The sequence below is a fragment of the Asanoa sp. NPDC049573 genome, assembly GCF_040676615.1.
In the GTDB taxonomy this organism is placed as follows: Bacteria; Actinomycetota; Actinomycetes; order Mycobacteriales; family Micromonosporaceae; genus Asanoa.
Genome location: NZ_JBFAPI010000011.1, coordinates 108,995 through 124,364, shown reverse-complemented (window position 1 = coordinate 124,364; position 15,370 = coordinate 108,995). Strand labels below are relative to the sequence as shown.

At 69.8% G+C, this 15,370-nt stretch carries 11 protein-coding genes and 1 pseudogene; 5 read left to right on the top strand and 7 right to left on the bottom strand.

Annotated elements, in window-relative coordinates:
• The first annotated feature begins 606 nt into the window (after positions 1–606).
• On the top strand, positions 607–3,021 hold the full coding sequence (locus tag AB0J74_RS23915; RefSeq protein WP_363451450.1) for a hypothetical protein: 2,415 nt from the start codon (positions 607–609) through the stop codon (positions 3,019–3,021).
• Between the two features lie 25 nt (positions 3,022–3,046).
• Here the strand turns inward: AB0J74_RS23915 and AB0J74_RS23910 are convergent, their stop codons facing one another.
• Positions 3,047–4,498 carry a glycosyltransferase 87 family protein gene (locus AB0J74_RS23910; RefSeq protein WP_363451737.1) on the bottom strand — a complete coding sequence of 484 codons (1,452 nt, stop codon included), beginning with the start codon at positions 4,496–4,498 and terminating at the stop codon, positions 3,047–3,049.
• Between the two features lie 151 nt (positions 4,499–4,649).
• Entirely contained in the window at positions 4,650–6,851 is a 2,202-nt protein-coding gene (locus tag AB0J74_RS23905; RefSeq protein WP_363451448.1) for a transglycosylase domain-containing protein, read from the bottom strand.
• A 154-nt stretch (positions 6,852–7,005) separates the two neighbouring features.
• On the opposite strand from AB0J74_RS23905, the gene AB0J74_RS23900 reads away from it, so the two are divergent.
• Positions 7,006–7,269, top strand: coding sequence for a hypothetical protein (locus AB0J74_RS23900; RefSeq protein WP_363451446.1), 264 nt, complete (start codon positions 7,006–7,008; stop codon positions 7,267–7,269).
• A gap of 352 nt (positions 7,270–7,621) precedes the next feature.
• On the opposite strand, the gene AB0J74_RS23895 is transcribed toward AB0J74_RS23900, so the two are convergent.
• On the bottom strand, positions 7,622–8,038 hold the full coding sequence (locus AB0J74_RS23895; protein ID WP_363451444.1) for a DUF5318 domain-containing protein: 417 nt from the start codon (positions 8,036–8,038) through the stop codon (positions 7,622–7,624).
• A gap of 153 nt (positions 8,039–8,191) precedes the next feature.
• Between AB0J74_RS23895 and AB0J74_RS23890 the strand changes: the two are divergent.
• Together AB0J74_RS23890 and AB0J74_RS23885 are read left to right on the top strand one after the other, a co-directional pair.
• A pseudogene (locus tag AB0J74_RS23890) lies at positions 8,192–8,743 on the top strand (PadR family transcriptional regulator); the annotation flags it as partial.
• Positions 8,744–8,816: 73 nt separating this feature from the next.
• Positions 8,817–9,896, top strand: a complete 1,080-nt coding sequence (locus AB0J74_RS23885; protein WP_363451442.1) for an inositol-3-phosphate synthase — start codon at positions 8,817–8,819, stop codon at positions 9,894–9,896.
• 61 nt (positions 9,897–9,957) lie between these two features.
• Here AB0J74_RS23885 and AB0J74_RS23880 read toward each other — a convergent pair whose 3' ends face one another.
• The 4 genes from AB0J74_RS23880 to AB0J74_RS23865 all read right to left on the bottom strand — a co-directional run bounded on the left by AB0J74_RS23880 (position 9,958) and on the right by AB0J74_RS23865 (position 13,535).
• A complete protein-coding gene (locus AB0J74_RS23880; protein ID WP_363451440.1) occupies positions 9,958–10,854 on the bottom strand; it encodes a hypothetical protein in 897 nt (298 codons plus the stop codon).
• A 124-nt stretch (positions 10,855–10,978) separates the two neighbouring features.
• Entirely contained in the window at positions 10,979–11,461 is a 483-nt protein-coding gene (locus AB0J74_RS23875) for a methylated-DNA--[protein]-cysteine S-methyltransferase (RefSeq protein ID WP_363451439.1), read from the bottom strand.
• Between the two features lie 31 nt (positions 11,462–11,492).
• Positions 11,493–12,047 (bottom strand): hypothetical protein, encoded by a 555-nt coding sequence (locus tag AB0J74_RS23870; protein WP_363451437.1) that lies wholly within the window; start codon positions 12,045–12,047, stop codon positions 11,493–11,495.
• A 33-nt stretch (positions 12,048–12,080) separates the two neighbouring features.
• Complete coding sequence (locus AB0J74_RS23865; RefSeq protein ID WP_363451435.1) at positions 12,081–13,535, bottom strand: CCA tRNA nucleotidyltransferase; 1,455 nt, start codon at positions 13,533–13,535, stop codon at positions 12,081–12,083.
• A 101-nt stretch (positions 13,536–13,636) separates the two neighbouring features.
• On the opposite strand from AB0J74_RS23865, the gene murJ reads away from it, so the two are divergent.
• Positions 13,637–15,364 (top strand): murein biosynthesis integral membrane protein MurJ, encoded by a 1,728-nt coding sequence (gene murJ / locus AB0J74_RS23860; RefSeq protein ID WP_363451433.1) that lies wholly within the window; start codon positions 13,637–13,639, stop codon positions 15,362–15,364.
• The last annotated feature ends 6 nt before the right edge of the window (positions 15,365–15,370 follow it).

Below are 15,370 nucleotides of genomic sequence, written 5' to 3'. Positions count from 1 at the left end.
GCGAGCGCAGCTGCGCGTGCGGCCGGCGGAGGAGCCCTCGCGGCTGGGGTGATCGGTATAGCCGCCAGCGGGGGCGCGAACGTTGATGCGCCGGCCGGCGCAGGCGCCAAACCCAGCGCCACCCCACGCAGGGATGCGAACGTCGATGCTCCTGCCGCCGCAGGCACCGACCCACCCCCACGCAAGGATGCGGGTGTCGAAGGGCCGATAGCCGCAGGCGCCAATCCCGGCGCCGCCGCGGGCAAGGATGACGTTGACGAAGCCGTCCCGCCGGCGACCAAGCCAAGGCGCCGCAGGGCCTCCAAGCGCGATACCGCCCAATCCGAGGCGAGCGACGATGCGGCTGCCGCTATCGCCGGGCAAGCCGAGACCGACGCCGGTAGCGGCATGGCCATCGACGACGACGCCACCGCGGGATCCGACAGCGGAGATGTCGCCGAAATCGCGCCGCAGGCGCGTACCCGTGGCCGCCGAGCGGCCAAGGCATCCGCCGACGCCGCAAGCGAGCCCGCTGAGCAGCCAGGGACGGACGTCACCACCCGCCGACCTCGCAAGGCCGCGACGCCGAAGGCACGAACCCGACCCGCCGACAGCGAAGCCGCGGAGGTGACGGCGGCTGAAGCCGCTGCGCTACCGACCGGAGCTGTTGCCGAGCCGGCCGCAGAAGAGGCGTCCACCGACAGCAGTGCGGTCGCGACCGCGATTCCCGCGGCGCCCAAGCAGCGGGTAGCCGGCGAAGGCTCACCGGAGGCGGCCACGAAGGCGCGCCGCTGGTGGCAGTTCAAGCGGGCCGACCGCGCCGCGGTGCCGGCGGCCATCGCCACCAGTCCACCCGAGACCGAGCGCAGCGGCTCGGAAGCAGCGGACGCCACCTCGGCCAAAGCCGAGTCCCGCGGTCGGCACGCCGCCGACGAGCCGGACGACGACGCGAACACTCACGGACCAGCGACCGACAGCGCCGCGACCAAGCCGGGTGCCGACACGAAGGCCGCCACGCCCGCGGCCGCCACGCTCACGGACGGCGCCACCACGCCGGATGCCGACACGAAAGCCGACGGCGGCGCGATCACGCCCGATGCCGACGCGAATACCGCCACGCCCGTGGCCGCCACGCTCGCCGATGCTGACGCGAAGGGCCCCGCGGCCGACAAGCCGGCTGAGGCCAGCGCGACCGAGACCGACGAAGCGGCCAGCGAGGACACCGAAGCGGCCGCGGTCGCGACACTGATCGAAGACCAAGAGCCCGACAAGTGGGCCGAGTTCGCCGGCCGCACGGAGCCACCGCCTGGCGTTGGGCGGCGGGTCGGCCGCTGGAGCGGCCGGGTGCTGCGGCACGAGTGGGCCATCGCGGCGTTCGTGTCGCTCGCCGGGGCGGTGGTCATGACCTGGCCGACGTTGCGCTACCCGCGGCACACGATCCCGCAGGACGTCGCCGACCCGACTCTGCAGGCCTGGCAGATGGCCTGGTCGGGGCACAGCCTGCTGACCGACCCTGGCCGGCTCTGGCACGCCAACGCCTTCTATCCCGAGCTCTGGAGCTTCGCCTTCTCCGACGGGCTGCTCGGCTACGCGCCGCTCGGCATGATCGGCGAGGGGCCCGTCGCGGCGATCGTGCGCTACAACATCGTGTTCGTGTTGGCGCACGCGCTCGCCACCTTCGGCGCCTACGTGCTGGTGCGTCAGCTCGGCGCCGGGCGGACCGGTGCCGCGGTCGCTGCGGCCGCCTACACCTACGCGCCGTGGCTGCTGTCGCAAGCCGGCCACCTGCACATTCTCTCCAACGGCGGCATCCCGCTGTCCCTCGCGATGCTGGCGCGCGGGCACGGCTTCTCGTTCCGGCACGGCTACCGGCCGGAACGCCGGCATGCCGGCTGGGCGCTGGCCGGGTGGTTGGTCGCAGCCTGGCAGCTCAGCATCGGGTTCGGCATCGGTCTGGTCTTCGCGTACGTGCTGGCCCTGCTCGCCATCGGCGCGCTCGTCGGCTGGTTCGTCAGCCGGACCTGGCGGTGGGATGTCCGGCGGCCGTTCGGTCGCAAGCTGTTCTTCGCCGACCTCGGCGGTGGCGTGATCTTCGCGGCCGTCGGTGGGCTGCTGGCGATCCCCTACTTCGAGGTCGCCGACGCTCACCCGTACGCCCGGCGCGGTGTTGAAGAGATCGAGCTTTATTCACCGCCATTGCGCGGTTTCTTCACCGCGCCCGACCACTCGTGGCTCTGGGGAGGGCTGCACGCCCAGCTGCGCGACTCGCTGGGGTGGGCGCCCGAAATGACCCTGCTGCCCGGCTTCACGCTGATTGGTCTGGCCCTGGCCGGCCTGATCGTCTCGATCTGGACGGTCAAGCAGCGGCTGCTCATGGTGGCGGCCATCGCGGTCACCACGATCCTGGCCATGGGCAGTGAGTTCCTCGACGGCAAATACACCTACCTCCCGCTGCTCGAGCACGTGCCCGGCTGGGACGGCATCCGCACCCCGGGCCGGCTGATGCTCTGGGTGACGCTGCTGCTGGGCATCCTGGCCGCCGGGGCCGTCTGCGCGTTCGTCGACCGGGTCAAGGAGATGTCGGCCAACCGCATACCGCCATGGCCGAGCCCGTGGCTGCGCCTGGTCACGTTGATCCCGCTGGCCCTGGTGCTGGTCGAGGGGATCAACACCACGCCGCACCCGATCGTGCCCGCGCAGCCCGCGGCGATGCGCACCGTCGAGGGCCCGCTGCTGGTGCTGCCGAGCGACGCGCTCCGCGACGAGAACGTGATGCTCTGGTCCACGACCAACTTCCAGGACATCGTCAACGGCGGCAGCGGCTTCGTGCCGAAGAAGCTCGAGGAGGTGCGCCAGGTGACAGCGACGTTCCCCGATCAGAACAGCATCAACTACCTGCGTGGGATGGGCGTGCGCAACGTGGTCGTCGTGCGCGACGAGATCGACTCCGGCTCACCGCTGCAGACGACCATCGACCTGCCGGTCGACTCGCTGGGCATCACCCGCGAAGACATCGGCAACGCCGTGGTCTTCCACCTCTGACCAGATCGAGGGCGAAAGCCCGGGCTCAGACCCGAGCCGGCAGCGGCGCCGCGCTGCTGCCGACCGGGTCCGGGTCTGGTGCGCCGTCGAAGTCCCCACCGTCGGGGTCGTCGGCGTAGGTGGCGCGGACCGGGTCGAGTTCGGGTCGCAGGATGTCGCGGATGACGAAGTAGCACATCGCGATCACACCGGCCAGGCGCAGCGTGGCCGCCAGCACGAAGACGCCTTCCGGGAAGACCGGCTTGCCTTCGGCGCCGAGCAACTCGCCGTAGAAGGCCAGGAAGTAGAACACCTCCGCGACCTGCCAGGCCAGGAAGGCACCCCAACGGGGGCGGGCCAGGACGGCGAGCGGGAGCAACCACAGCACGTACTGCTGCGACCACACCTTGCTGAAGATCAGGAACGCCGCGACCACGAGAAAGGCCAGGGCGGCCAGCCGGGGCCGGCGGGGTGCGTAGACGGCGAGGGCGGCGATGGCCAGGCACGCGACGCCGAACAGCAGGTAGGACAGGATGTTGAGGGTCGAGATGTTGTCGCTCAGCCACTGGAACGGGCCCGCCGAGTTCGGCGACCACTTGGTGTCGAGATAGCGGCCGACGTACCAGATCGTGCCCCAGTCGATCGGTCTCGTGTTGTTGAGCTCGAAGAACCGCTTCCAGCCGTCGGTGAACGCCAGCGCGATCGGGATGTTGACCGCCAGCACGGTGGCGATGCCGACCCAGACGGTGGTCATCGCGGCGCGCCAGCGCTTGGTGCGGAACGCCAGCACCAGGATCGGGCCGAGGATGAACAGTGGCCAGAGCTTCGCCGCGCAGCCCAGGCCGAGCAGCACGCCGGCCGCGACCGGTTTCTTTCTGGCCCACGCGAGCATGCCGAAGACCGCCAACCCGATCGCCAGCAGGTCCCAGTTGACGGTGGCGGTGACCAGCAGCGCGGGGGACAGGGCGAACATCGCCGCGTCCCACGGTCTTCTCTTGCGCAGTGCCAGCAGCGCGCCGACCGCGCCGACCCCGATCGCGCCGAGCACCAGGGCGTTGAGGTTGTAGAACCACTGGCCCTGGTTGATCCCGGGGCGCTCCTGGCCGAGCGCGTGCACCGGCAGCCCGAGCGCGCCCATGAACGCGCCGGTCAGCACCGGGTATTCGACGGGATGGTCGACGTAGGGCACCTTGCCCTCGTTGAGCCCCTCGGCGTAGTAGAGGGCGAGCACGTCGGTGTAGCAGAACCGGGTGTATTGCCGGTGATTCTGCCACGCTCCGTCCTGGCACGGTGACTTCTGCACCCAGTGCAGAGCCAGGGCCAGGCACATCAGCGCCAGTACGATCCGCGACGCGGTCCAGAAGCCGCCGCCCGAACGCACCCCGTCGCGGCGTCGCACCGCGTGGTCGCCCACCGGCCCGCCGATCACCTCGGACAGCCCTCGGACGAAGTCGTCGGAGCGGGACGGCTCGTCGACCGGTCCGGCGTCGTCACGCATCAGGTTTGCACCCACGAAGACGCATCTTTCCGCATCCCACCCGGTGTGCCCCATCCGGAGCGCCGATTTTGTCGCATCGGCTGGTACGCGACCGCCGGTCGGTCGCACCCGTCAGGGCGCCACCGACCGGTGGTTAGCGGGCCGAGTGCGATCAGCCGCCTGGTGGCGGGACGACCGTGAACGGGTTGACGTCGGGATTCGTGGGCTGGTTGGTGCCCGGGCCGCCGTTGTTGCCGTCGCGACCCCGCCGGCCACCGGCGGCGCCGCCCTGCTGCTGTTGCTGCTGTTGCTGCGCCAGGCAGGCCAGGTCGCCCGGGAAGCAGGCACCCTGCTGCTGCTCCGGCGTGCCGTTTCCGGTGTTCTTGTCGCCGATGTGGGTGCCGGGCGGGAAGCGGATGACGTCGGTGTCGCCGAGCGCATCGGTCATGAACCGCTTCCAGATGTCCTTCGGCAGCGAGGCACCCTGGATCTTGTCGCCGTCTTTGTCGATCAGCGCCTGCTCCTTGCCGACGTTGCCGACCCAGATCGCGGTGGCCAACTGCGGTGTCGCGCCGAGCATCCAGGCGTGCGCGTTGTCGGAGCTCTTCTCGTTGAGCTCCCAGGTGCCGGTCTTACCGGTCGCGGGTCGGCCGCCGGGCAGGCCGCCGGAGATCTCCTGCAACACGTCGTTGACGTCGTCGGCGACCTCCTGCCTGATGGTCGGCTTCGGCTTGAGCTGCTCGCCGCCGACCTTCACCCACTCGCCGGCCTTGTTCTTCTGCTCGACCGAGATGACGAAGTGCGCCTTGTTGTAGATACCGCGGTTGGTGATCGTCGCCAGACCGTTGGCGTGGTCGAGCACGGTGATCGGGTAGGCGCCGTAGCCGACCACGTAGTAGAACGGGGCGTTGTCGGTGATCTTCGTGTTCTTGTTGGTCAGTTCGTAGGGCTTGACCGGGTCGTTGGTCCACATCGTGGTGACCCCCGCGTTGCGGGCCATCTGGATGACCTTGTCGGCGCCGAGCTTGTTGGCGATGTGGTAGAAGGGCACGTTGTAGGACGACACGGTCGACTGGCGCAAGGTGCAGCTCTTGGCACAGCTGGGCTTGCGGCCGGCGTTGATGACCTTGATCTTGGTGCCGGGCACGTCGTAGTCGGTGGCGTCCCAACGCGAGTCGAGCGAGATGTTGTTGTCGAGCGCCGCTGCCAGCGTGTAGATCTTGAACGACGAGCCGGGCGCGTGACCGCCGGTCAGCGCACCGTCCTCGACATTCTTGCCGGCGTAGTCGTGGCCGGTGCCGTTGTCACCACCGAAGTAGGCGAGCACCTGGCCGTTCTTCGGGTTGATCGCCACGCCCGCCGCCATGATGTTCTTCGGCTGCTTGGCGAGCTCCGAGCCGGCCTTCTTCCGCCAGATCGCGTCCTGTAACGCGCCCTGCATCTTCGAGTTGATGGTGGTCCGGATCCGGAACCCACCGTCCTTGATCAACTGAGAGCAGTTGGCGGCGTCGCAGCCCGGGATCTTCATCCCGATCATCTCGTCGTGTACGTAGTTGATCACGTTGCCGAGCGGGGTGTTGACGCCGCAGTCGGTGAAGCAGGCGCCGTCCTTCGGCAACGGCTTGAGCGCCTTCATCGGGTATTCGGCCGGCTTCTGGTCAGGCTGCAGCCAGGTCTTCTCCATCATCCCGGAGATCACGTAGCCCCAGCGTTCCTGCGCGGCCTCCGGGTTGTAGCCCGGGTCGTAGCCCTTGTGGGTGGGCGACGGCTGCGGCTGTTTGATGACGGCGGCCAGCACGGCACCCTCGGCGACCGTCAGCTTGCTGACCGACTTGCCGAAGTAGCTCTGCGCGGCCGCCTCGATGCCCCACGCACCTCGACCGAAGTAGATGGTGTTGAGGTACATCTCCATGATCTGGTCTTTGGTGTATTCGTCGTTGAGCTTCGACGCCATGACGGCTTCGCGCAGCTTGCGGGCGTAGGTCACGCCCTGCAGGTTGTCGAAGGCGTTGCGGGCGTACTGCTGCGTGATCGTCGAGGCGCCCTGCTTGTCGCCGCCGGTGAAGTTGTTCCAGGCGGCGCGGGCGATGCCGACGTAGTCGACGCCGCTGTGCTCGTAGAACTTGCGGTCTTCGGCCGAGGCGACCGCGTACTGCACGTACTTCGGGATCTGGTTGATCGACACGAACGTGCGGTTGACCTCGCCCAGCTTGGCGATCTGGGTCTTGTTGTCAGAGGCCAGGATGGTGGTCGCCAGCGGCAGGTCGACCTGGTCGGGCACGACGACGTTGGTCGTGTAGTAGGTGCCGCCGACCAGACCCGCACCGGCCACCATGACCAGCACGGCGAAGCCGGCGATGGCCAAGTTGATCATCTTGCGGCGCCGGCTGCGCTTGGGCCGGCTGCCACCGGCCCGGCCATGCCCGCCGGGACCACCCGGCCCGCCGGGACCGCTCGGGCCGCCAGGGCCGCCCGGGCCGCCGGGGCCCGGCGACACCGACGCGCGGCCGACCTGAGCCCGGCCCGCGGTGCCGACGACCGACGCGCTGCCGACGGAGGCACTGCCCACGGACGCGCTGCCGACGGACGCACTGCCCACCGGCGCGCCGCCGACCGAGGCCCGACCCGAAGACGGGCTGGTGGGGACGGCTGCCGAGGCGCGACCGACGCCGGACCGGCCGGCCGGCGGCACGGACGCCGCCCCGGTCGCGGACGAGGCGGGCACAGCCGTGGGCACCGAGGCCCGACCGCCCGAAGTGGAGGCCCGCGCCGCGGCCGGCTGGTCGCCGTAGCCGCCGCCGTTGTTGGGCCAACCGCCCAGGCCGTCGCCGCCGCCCGCCTGCCAGTGCCGGTCCTCACCGAACCCTGGTCCGCGGTCACCACTGTGGCCCGTGGGGCCACTGTGGCCCGTGGGGCGCGCATGGCCGCGCGCGGAACTGGAGTCGTCGTACGGGTTCATTCGTCACACCCTGCCGGTCGCGGTGCGGCGCGTCAGCGCGCACACCGGGTTGCCGTGAGCTGGACCACGTCGTGCAGACGCCCGGTTTGACCGGACCGCTACTGACATATCAGAGAAAACCGGACTTATCCGGTTAACGATTCGCCCAGACGCCGAAGACGTTGCTCCAACCGGGCGAACCGTCGTCACCGTCGCGCCTCTCTCCTTCGCCCGCTTTCATCCGCTTCGGTCGGGACCAGTCCGTCGCGACCGAGCAGGTATTGCTCCACCAGGTGGTTCCACGAGCAGCCGGCGCACACTTCCACCACGTAGACCTGGAACTCACGCAGAGTCATCGCCAACACCGGCAACTCGGCCAGTGTGCGAGCCTGCCCCGCGGACTGCTTGAGTTCATCGCCGTAAATGTAGTGGACGCGCGTCAGGTTTTCACGACGGCAAATCGGACAGCGCTCGTCGGTCGGCTCGCCGTGGAAGCGCGCAGCGCTTTTCAGGTAGGGGGAGGCGTCGCAGACCTCGTAGGTGCCGACGCGGCCCGAATAGACGTCACGCAGGACCGCTCGCTTCTGTAGCGAGTAGTCGACGACCTGGCGCTGCGTGCGCATGCGCAAGAGGGTACGCGGTCGAGGCGGCGAGAGCGACAACGGCTACAGAGCGTGATTCCCCGGGCGCAGTCAGGGGTTTGCTTGACGCACGGTCCTGGTTTACCGTTGCGATGTATCGAGCCGATACATCGGAGCCGATCTGGGAGGTGGGAGTTGCTCGAGTTCGCGATCCTCGGCCTCCTCCACGAGTCTCCGATGCACGGCTACGAGCTGCGAAAAGAGCTCGCCGCGAAGCTCGGGTCGATCCGCGCGGCGATCAGCTACGGCTCGCTCTACCCCACGCTGCGACGGCTCCAGGCCGCCGGCTACATCAGCGAGGCCGGCGAGACTCCGCCGACCAAGCCCGAGGTGCCGGCGCTGACCAGCAAGCGGGGCCGAGTGGTCTACAAGATCACGGCAGAGGGCAAGGAACGGTTCGCCGACCTCATCGCGCAGGCCGGCCCGGAGACCTACGACGACGCCGGCTTCGGCATCCACTTCGCCTTCTTCGCGCGCACCGACCAGGCCACCCGCCTGCGGATCCTGGAAGGCCGCCGGCGCAAGGTCGAAGAGCGCCGCGAAAGCATGCGTGACGTGCTCTCCCGCGCGGGCGAGCGCCTTGACGCATACACCCTCGAGCTCCAGCGCCACGGTTTGGACGCCTGCGAGCGTGAGGTGCGCTGGCTGGAGGAGCTCATCGTCAACGAGCGCTCCGGCCGGGCCCCCGAGGGCCGCGACACCACAGAAACCAGCCCGCACGTCCAGGACGAGCGGCCGTAATAAGAAGGAGGCAAACGCGATGGGCTCCGTCCGCGTCGCCATCGTCGGTGTGGGTAACTGCGCCTCGTCCCTGGTCCAGGGTGTGCAGTACTACCGCAATGCCGACCCCAACGACCGCGTCCCGGGTCTCATGCACGTCACCTTCGGCGACTACCACGTCTCCGACGTGGAGTTCGTCGCGGCGTTCGACGTGGACGCCAAGAAGGTCGGCATGGACCTCGCGGAGGCGATCGTCGCCAGCGAGAACAACACCATCAAGCTCTGCGACGTGCCGCCGTCGGGCGTCGTCGTCCAGCGCGGCCCGACGTTCGACGGTCTCGGCCAGTACTACCGGGAGATCATCGAAGAGTCGGACCAGGCGCCGGTCGACGTGGCCCAGGCGCTGCGTGACGCCCGCGTCGACGTGGTGGTCGCCTACCTGCCGGTCGGCTCCGAGCAGGCCGACAAGTACTACGCGCAGGCCGCCATCGACGCCGGTTGCGCGTTCGTCAACGCCCTGCCGGTGTTCATCGCGTCCGACCCGGTCTGGGCGCAGAAGTTCACCGACGCCGGCCTGCCGATCGTCGGCGACGACATCAAGAGCCAGGTCGGTGCGACCATCGTGCACCGTGCGCTGGCCAAGCTGTTCGAAGACCGTGGCGTCGAGTTGCTGCGCACCTACCAGCTCAACTTCGGCGGCAACATGGACTTCATGAACATGCTGGAGCGCACCCGACTGGTCTCGAAGAAGATCTCGAAGACCCAGTCGGTCACCTCCCAGGTGCCGCACGAGATGGCCAAGAGCGACGTGCACATCGGCCCGTCCGACCACGTGCCGTGGCTCGACGACCGCAAGTGGGCCTACATCCGGCTCGAGGGTCGCTCGTTCGGCGACACCCCGCTCAACGCGGAGCTCAAGCTCGAGGTCTGGGACTCGCCCAACTCGGCCGGCGTGATCATCGACGCGCTGCGGGCCGCGAAGATCGCCCTCGACCGGGGCATCGGCGGCCCGATCCTGTCGGCGTCGAGCTACTTCATGAAGTCGCCGCCGGAGCAGTACGCCGACCACGACGCGCACAACGCCGTCGAGGCGTTCATCCGCGGCGAGGTCGAGCGCTGACCCACGCACGACAAAGGGCGGGAACCCCTCGGGGTTCCCGCCCTTTCGCTATCGGTGCGGACTACTTGGCCCAGTTGGGCTTCGCCGCCTCGCGCTTGGCCAGGCCCGACAGCGGCTTGGCCGCCGCCGCCTTGGTGCTGCGCGCGCTGGCTGCGGCGGGCGCGCCGAGGATCTCGGGGTTGACGTCGCCGAAGCCCCAGATGATGGTGAACGCGCTGACGTCGAGCAGCACGTGCGCGGTCGAGCCGCTGTTGTAGATGGAGATGACGTCGGGCGTGTTGTTGGCCGCGTAGTAGCCGATGCCACAGACGACGTGGTTGGCGATCGCTGTGAGCTTGGTGCTCGACGGGAAGTTGATGATCGACGTCGCCGGCCGGGGCGCTCCGCCCGGCCAGATCGTCAGATAGCCGTCGCCGACCGAGTTGGCCACCGTCACGTTGCCGTGCAGCGCGACCGCGTTGAACGCGTAGTCGCCGACGTAGAGGTGGATGGTCTTGCCCGCGAGCAGCCGGCCGCCCGAGTCGAAGTTGCCACCCGGGTTGAGCACGTTGGCCCGGCCGTCGGTCGTGCGGGTGTTGAGGACGCGCTGCGGGACGACCGGCACCAGCTGGGTCGCGGTGAACGAGGTGTGCACCATCTCCGGGAGGCCCGGGACGGCGAGCGTCCAGAGGTTGCCCCATTCGTCGACGCGGAACGACCCGACCGGCTCGTCGCCGTTGATGGAGCCCGACGGCGCGAGGTTGAGCGCGGGGCCGCCCGGGTTGTTGAGCGTGACCAACGGGTCGGTCGTGTTGCCGTTGTTGGCGCCCTGCACAACCGGGTCGCCCGGCGCGGCCTGGGCCGGCCCGGCGACGGCGGCACCGACGGCGCCCGCTCCGACCACGCCCGCGGCCACCGTGCCGGCGCGCCGCAGCAGGCGGCGACGGCCCAGGTTGGACTCAGGAGTGTCTGTGGACATAGGTGGTTCCCCCGTCTTTCGGTAGGGCAACGAATGGGAAGACGGACGGATCATCTAAGGACCGCTTAAAGATTGCCATTGACCGATCGGCCGGTCCTTGGGCCCCGGGACGGTGGATCTTGTGCTAAGTCGCCCACTCGCGTTGCCAGGCCACGCCGGCCTCCAACTCGAGCAGGAAACGTTTGGCCGGCAGCCCGCCGCCGAAGCCGACCAGCTTGCCGCCGGCACCGACGATGCGGTGGCACGGCACGATGATGGCGATCGGGTTGCGGTTGCACGCGACGCCGACCGCGCGCGCCGCGCCCGGGTCACCCACCACGGCCGCGACCTCGCCATAGGTCTCGGTCTGGCCGTAGGGGATCGTCGACATGCGGCGCCAGACCGCGCGCTCGAACTCGGAGCCGCGGCGCACCGACAGCGGCAGGTCGAAGTCGGTCAGGGTGCCCGCGAAATAGGCGGCGAGTTGCTCGGTCGCCGCGGTCAGTGACCCGGACGGCGGCGCGAACTCGACACCCGGGACGGCGCCGAAGCGCATCCCGCACACGCCCACCTCGTCAGCCGCGAGCGAGAGCGGCCCGATCGGCGAGTCGACGACGGTCCAACGCATGACAACCATTCAACCTCGGGGGTACGACAGATCAGCGCCGGCGGTATTCGACCACCAAGCGGCCGTCGTCCTGGGTGAGCGAGTCGTCCTGGCACGCGACGCGAAACGACCGGGTCTCCGTCTTGTCGCTGTATTTGCCTTCCGCGCCGAGCGGCGTGTCGCCGATGAAGACCTGGCTGGTGGTGTCGTTGGCGGCCGGCGTGACGGAGATCGTGCTCCCGGCCGCCGCCAGTTCATAGCGGAACCGAGCCGGCCCGGCGACGTTGATCCGGACGGTGCGCCCGTCCGGTGCCGCCGCCGTGAACGTGACGCCGGTGCCGTAGTCGGTCTCGCCGGTGCCGTCGTCGCGCAGCCGCAGCACCGTGCCGGCCCCGCCGGTGAAGACCAGCGTCTGGCCGATCGCGTCGACCGGCACGGCGTCCTGATAGGTCGCCACGGCCCACTCGCCGACCGGGCAGGGCGCCCGCCCGCCGGCCCGCGCCGACAGCACCACGACGATGCCGCCGACGAGCAGGAACAGCAGGGCGGCGAGGACCACGATCGGAGCCCGGTAGGAGCGTGGGGGAGAGCCGGATGACGGCTGCATGCCCGCGACCGTAGCGACCCGGGCCACCCGCTGTCATTCGGGGCCGACGATGCCCTCCGCGCGGGCCCAGCGCAGCAACTCGGCCTCGGCCTCGTCGCGGTCCAGCGGGCCGCGGTCCAGCCGCAGGTCCTTGAGGTAGCGCCAGGCCTGCCCGACGACCGGGCCCGGCGGCACGCCGAGCAACTCCATGATCGCGTTACCGTCCAGGTCCGGGCGTACCCGAGCGAGGTCTTCCTCGGCCGCGATGCGGGCGATCCGCTCTTCCAGCGCGTCGTAGTCGGCAGCCAGTTGCGCCGCCTTGCGCCGGTTGCGGGTCGTCACGTCGGAGCGGGTCAGCTTGTGCAGGCGGGACAGCAGCGGCCCGGCGTCGGTGACGTAGCGGCGCACGGCCGAGTCGGTCCACTCGCCCCGGCCGTAGCCGTAGAAGCGCAGGTGCAGCGCCACCAGCTCGACGACGTCGGCGGTGACGTCCTTGGGGTAGCGCATCGCCTTCATCCGCTGCTTGGTCATCCGCGCGCCGACCACCTCGTGGTGGTGGAAGCTGACCCGGCCGTCGGGGGAGACCGCCTTGGTCGCCGGCTTGCCGACGTCGTGCATCAGCGCGGCCATCCGCAGCACGAAATCAGGACCTTCCGACCCTTCCAGGCGTACGGCGTTGGCGACCACGATCAACGTGTGCTCGTACACGTCCTTGTGTTGGGCGTGCTCGTCGATCTCGAGCTTGAGGCCGGAGATCTCCGGGATGAACCGGTCGGCGAGGCCGCTGTCGACCAGCAGCCGCAGGCCGGTGACCGGGTCGGCGCCGGAGAGCAGCTTGGTGAACTCGTCGCGGATCCGCTCGGCGGTGATCCGGTCGAGGTCGGCGGCCATCTCGGTCATCGCGGCGCGCACCGCCGGGTCGACGGCGAACCGGAGCTGCGCGGCGAACCGGGCCGCGCGCAGCATCCGCAGCGGGTCATCGCCGAACGACTCCTCCGGCGTGCCGGGCGTGCGGATCAGCTTGGCGGCCAGGTCGTCGAGGCCGCCGTGCGGGTCGGTGAAGGCATGGTCCGGAAGGCTGACCGCCATCGCGTTGACGGTGAAGTCGCGGCGGCGCAGGTCGTCGGCCAGGCTCGACCCGTAGCGGACCACCGGGTTGCGGGTGACGCCGTCGTAGACGTCGGCCCGGAACGTGGTGATCTCCAGGCGCAGGCCGTCGCGCTGGGCGCCGATCGTGCCGAACTCGCGCCCGGTCTCCCAGGTGGCCTCGGCCCAGCCGCGGAGCACGGCGAGGGTCTGGTCGGGGTGGGCGTCGGTCGCGAAGTCGAGGTCGTTGCCGAGCCGGCCGAGCAGCGCGTCGCGCACCGAGCCACCGACCAGGTGCAGCTCGTGGCCGGCCTTCGCGAAGCGGCGGCCCAGCTCGTCGGCCACCGGCGAGACCCGGAGCAGCTCCGCCACGGCGGTCTGCTGCGCCTGCGTGAGGCGGCTGGGAGAGGATGTTCCGGACATGGGACCGCCAGCCTATCTTTCTCTCCGGGGTCGCCGACTCCGCGGGGCGGCGTTCAGAGGTTAGGGTCGGGCGTACGTCTTCACCCTCGTCTGGAGGTCCCGTGAGCAGCGGACTTTACCGGAGCGCGCACGCCGCTACCGGTAACGAGGGCATCGTCCGGGCCGATCCGGTCGACATACCGCCGCCGGCGGGCCCACCGGCGATCGAAGAGCCCGCCCCCGACAGCGCCGCCGGCAACAGCGCCGTCATGGCCGTGGGCAGCCTGGTCAGCCGCGGCACCGGCTTCCTGCGCACGCTGGTCATCTCGGCCGCCCTGGGTTCCGCGGTCGGCGACGCCTACACGACCGCGCAGATCCTGCCCGGCATGGTGTTCGAGTTCCTGCTGGGTGGCGTGCTGACCAGCGTGCTGATCCCGGTGCTGGTCCGGCGCCGCGACAGCGACCGCGACCGGGGCGAGCTGTTCACCCAGCGACTGCTGAGCCTCGCGGTCGTCGCCCTGTTCCTGGCGACCGTGCTCGCGCTGCTGGCCGCGCCGCTGCTCACCCTGCTCTACATCGACAAGGCGACGACGTCCGACGCCCGTTCTCTGATCAACATCCTCGCGCTGCTGATGCTGCCGATGATCTTCTTCAGCGGGCTCTCGGCCCTGATGAGCGCGATCCTCAACGTGCGTGGGCACTTCGCCGCACCGATGTTCACGCCGATCCTCAACAACATCATCGTGATCGCGTCGTTCGGGCTCTTCATCGCGCTCTACGGCGCCCGCGAAGACCTGGCCACCGGCGACATGAGCGCCACAATGATCCTGCTGGTCGGCGGCGGCACCCTGCTCGGCATCATCGTCCAGGTCGCCGGCCTGGTGCCGGCGCTGCGCAAGGTGGGCTTCCACTACCGCTGGCGTGGCCAGTGGCGCGAGCTCGGCCTGCGCGAACTGGGGCAGCTCGGCGGCTGGATGTTCTGCTACGTCGCGGTCAGCCAGCTCGGCCTGATCGTGGTGGTCAAGCTGGCCAACGCGGCGAGCGCCAAGGGCAGCGCCGGCCCGCTGATCTACAACAACGTCTTCCTGCTGGTGATGACCGCACACGGGATCATCGCCGTCTCGATCATCACGGCGCTGCTGCCCCGGATGAGCGCGGCGGCCGCCGAGGGGCGGTTCGCCGACTTCGCCGACGATGTTTCACGTGGAACACGCACCGTGACGGCGGTGCTCGCGCCGATCGCGGTCTGTTACGCGGTGCTCGCGTACCCCATCTCGGTGGTTCTCTTCCACTACGGGGCGTTCACAGAGCGCAACGCGACCGACACCGGCGGTGTGCTCTTCGCGGGCGCACTCGCGCTGGTGCCGTTCGCGATCAGCCAGCTGTTCACGTTCGCCTTCTACGCCCTGCCCGACACCCGGACGCCCGCGCTGGTCAACATCCCGGTCGTCGGCGTACGCATCGCGGTGCAGGTCGGCCTCTACCTGGTGCTGTCCACCTCGACCGTCGCGGCCGGCCTGATGTTCGGCAACGCGGTCTCCTACGTGGCCGCCGCTGTGGTGTTCGCGATGCTGCTGCGACGCCGGATCGGAGCGATGGGCGCCCGCCGGATCATGATGACCTTCGGCAAGGTGGCCGTGGCGGCCGCCGGCGCGGCGGTGGTCGGCTATGTGGCACTGCGGCTCCTGCCCAACAGCGACTCGGCCGACCGCATGATCGCGCTGGCCCGGCTGGTGGTCGGCGGCCTGGTCATCTGCCTGAGCTACCTGGCGCTCGCGATGGCGTTGCGGATCAGCGAGGTGACCAGTGTGGTCGGCATGGTCCGGCGGCGGCTGGGGCTGGCCCGGTAGGTCCAG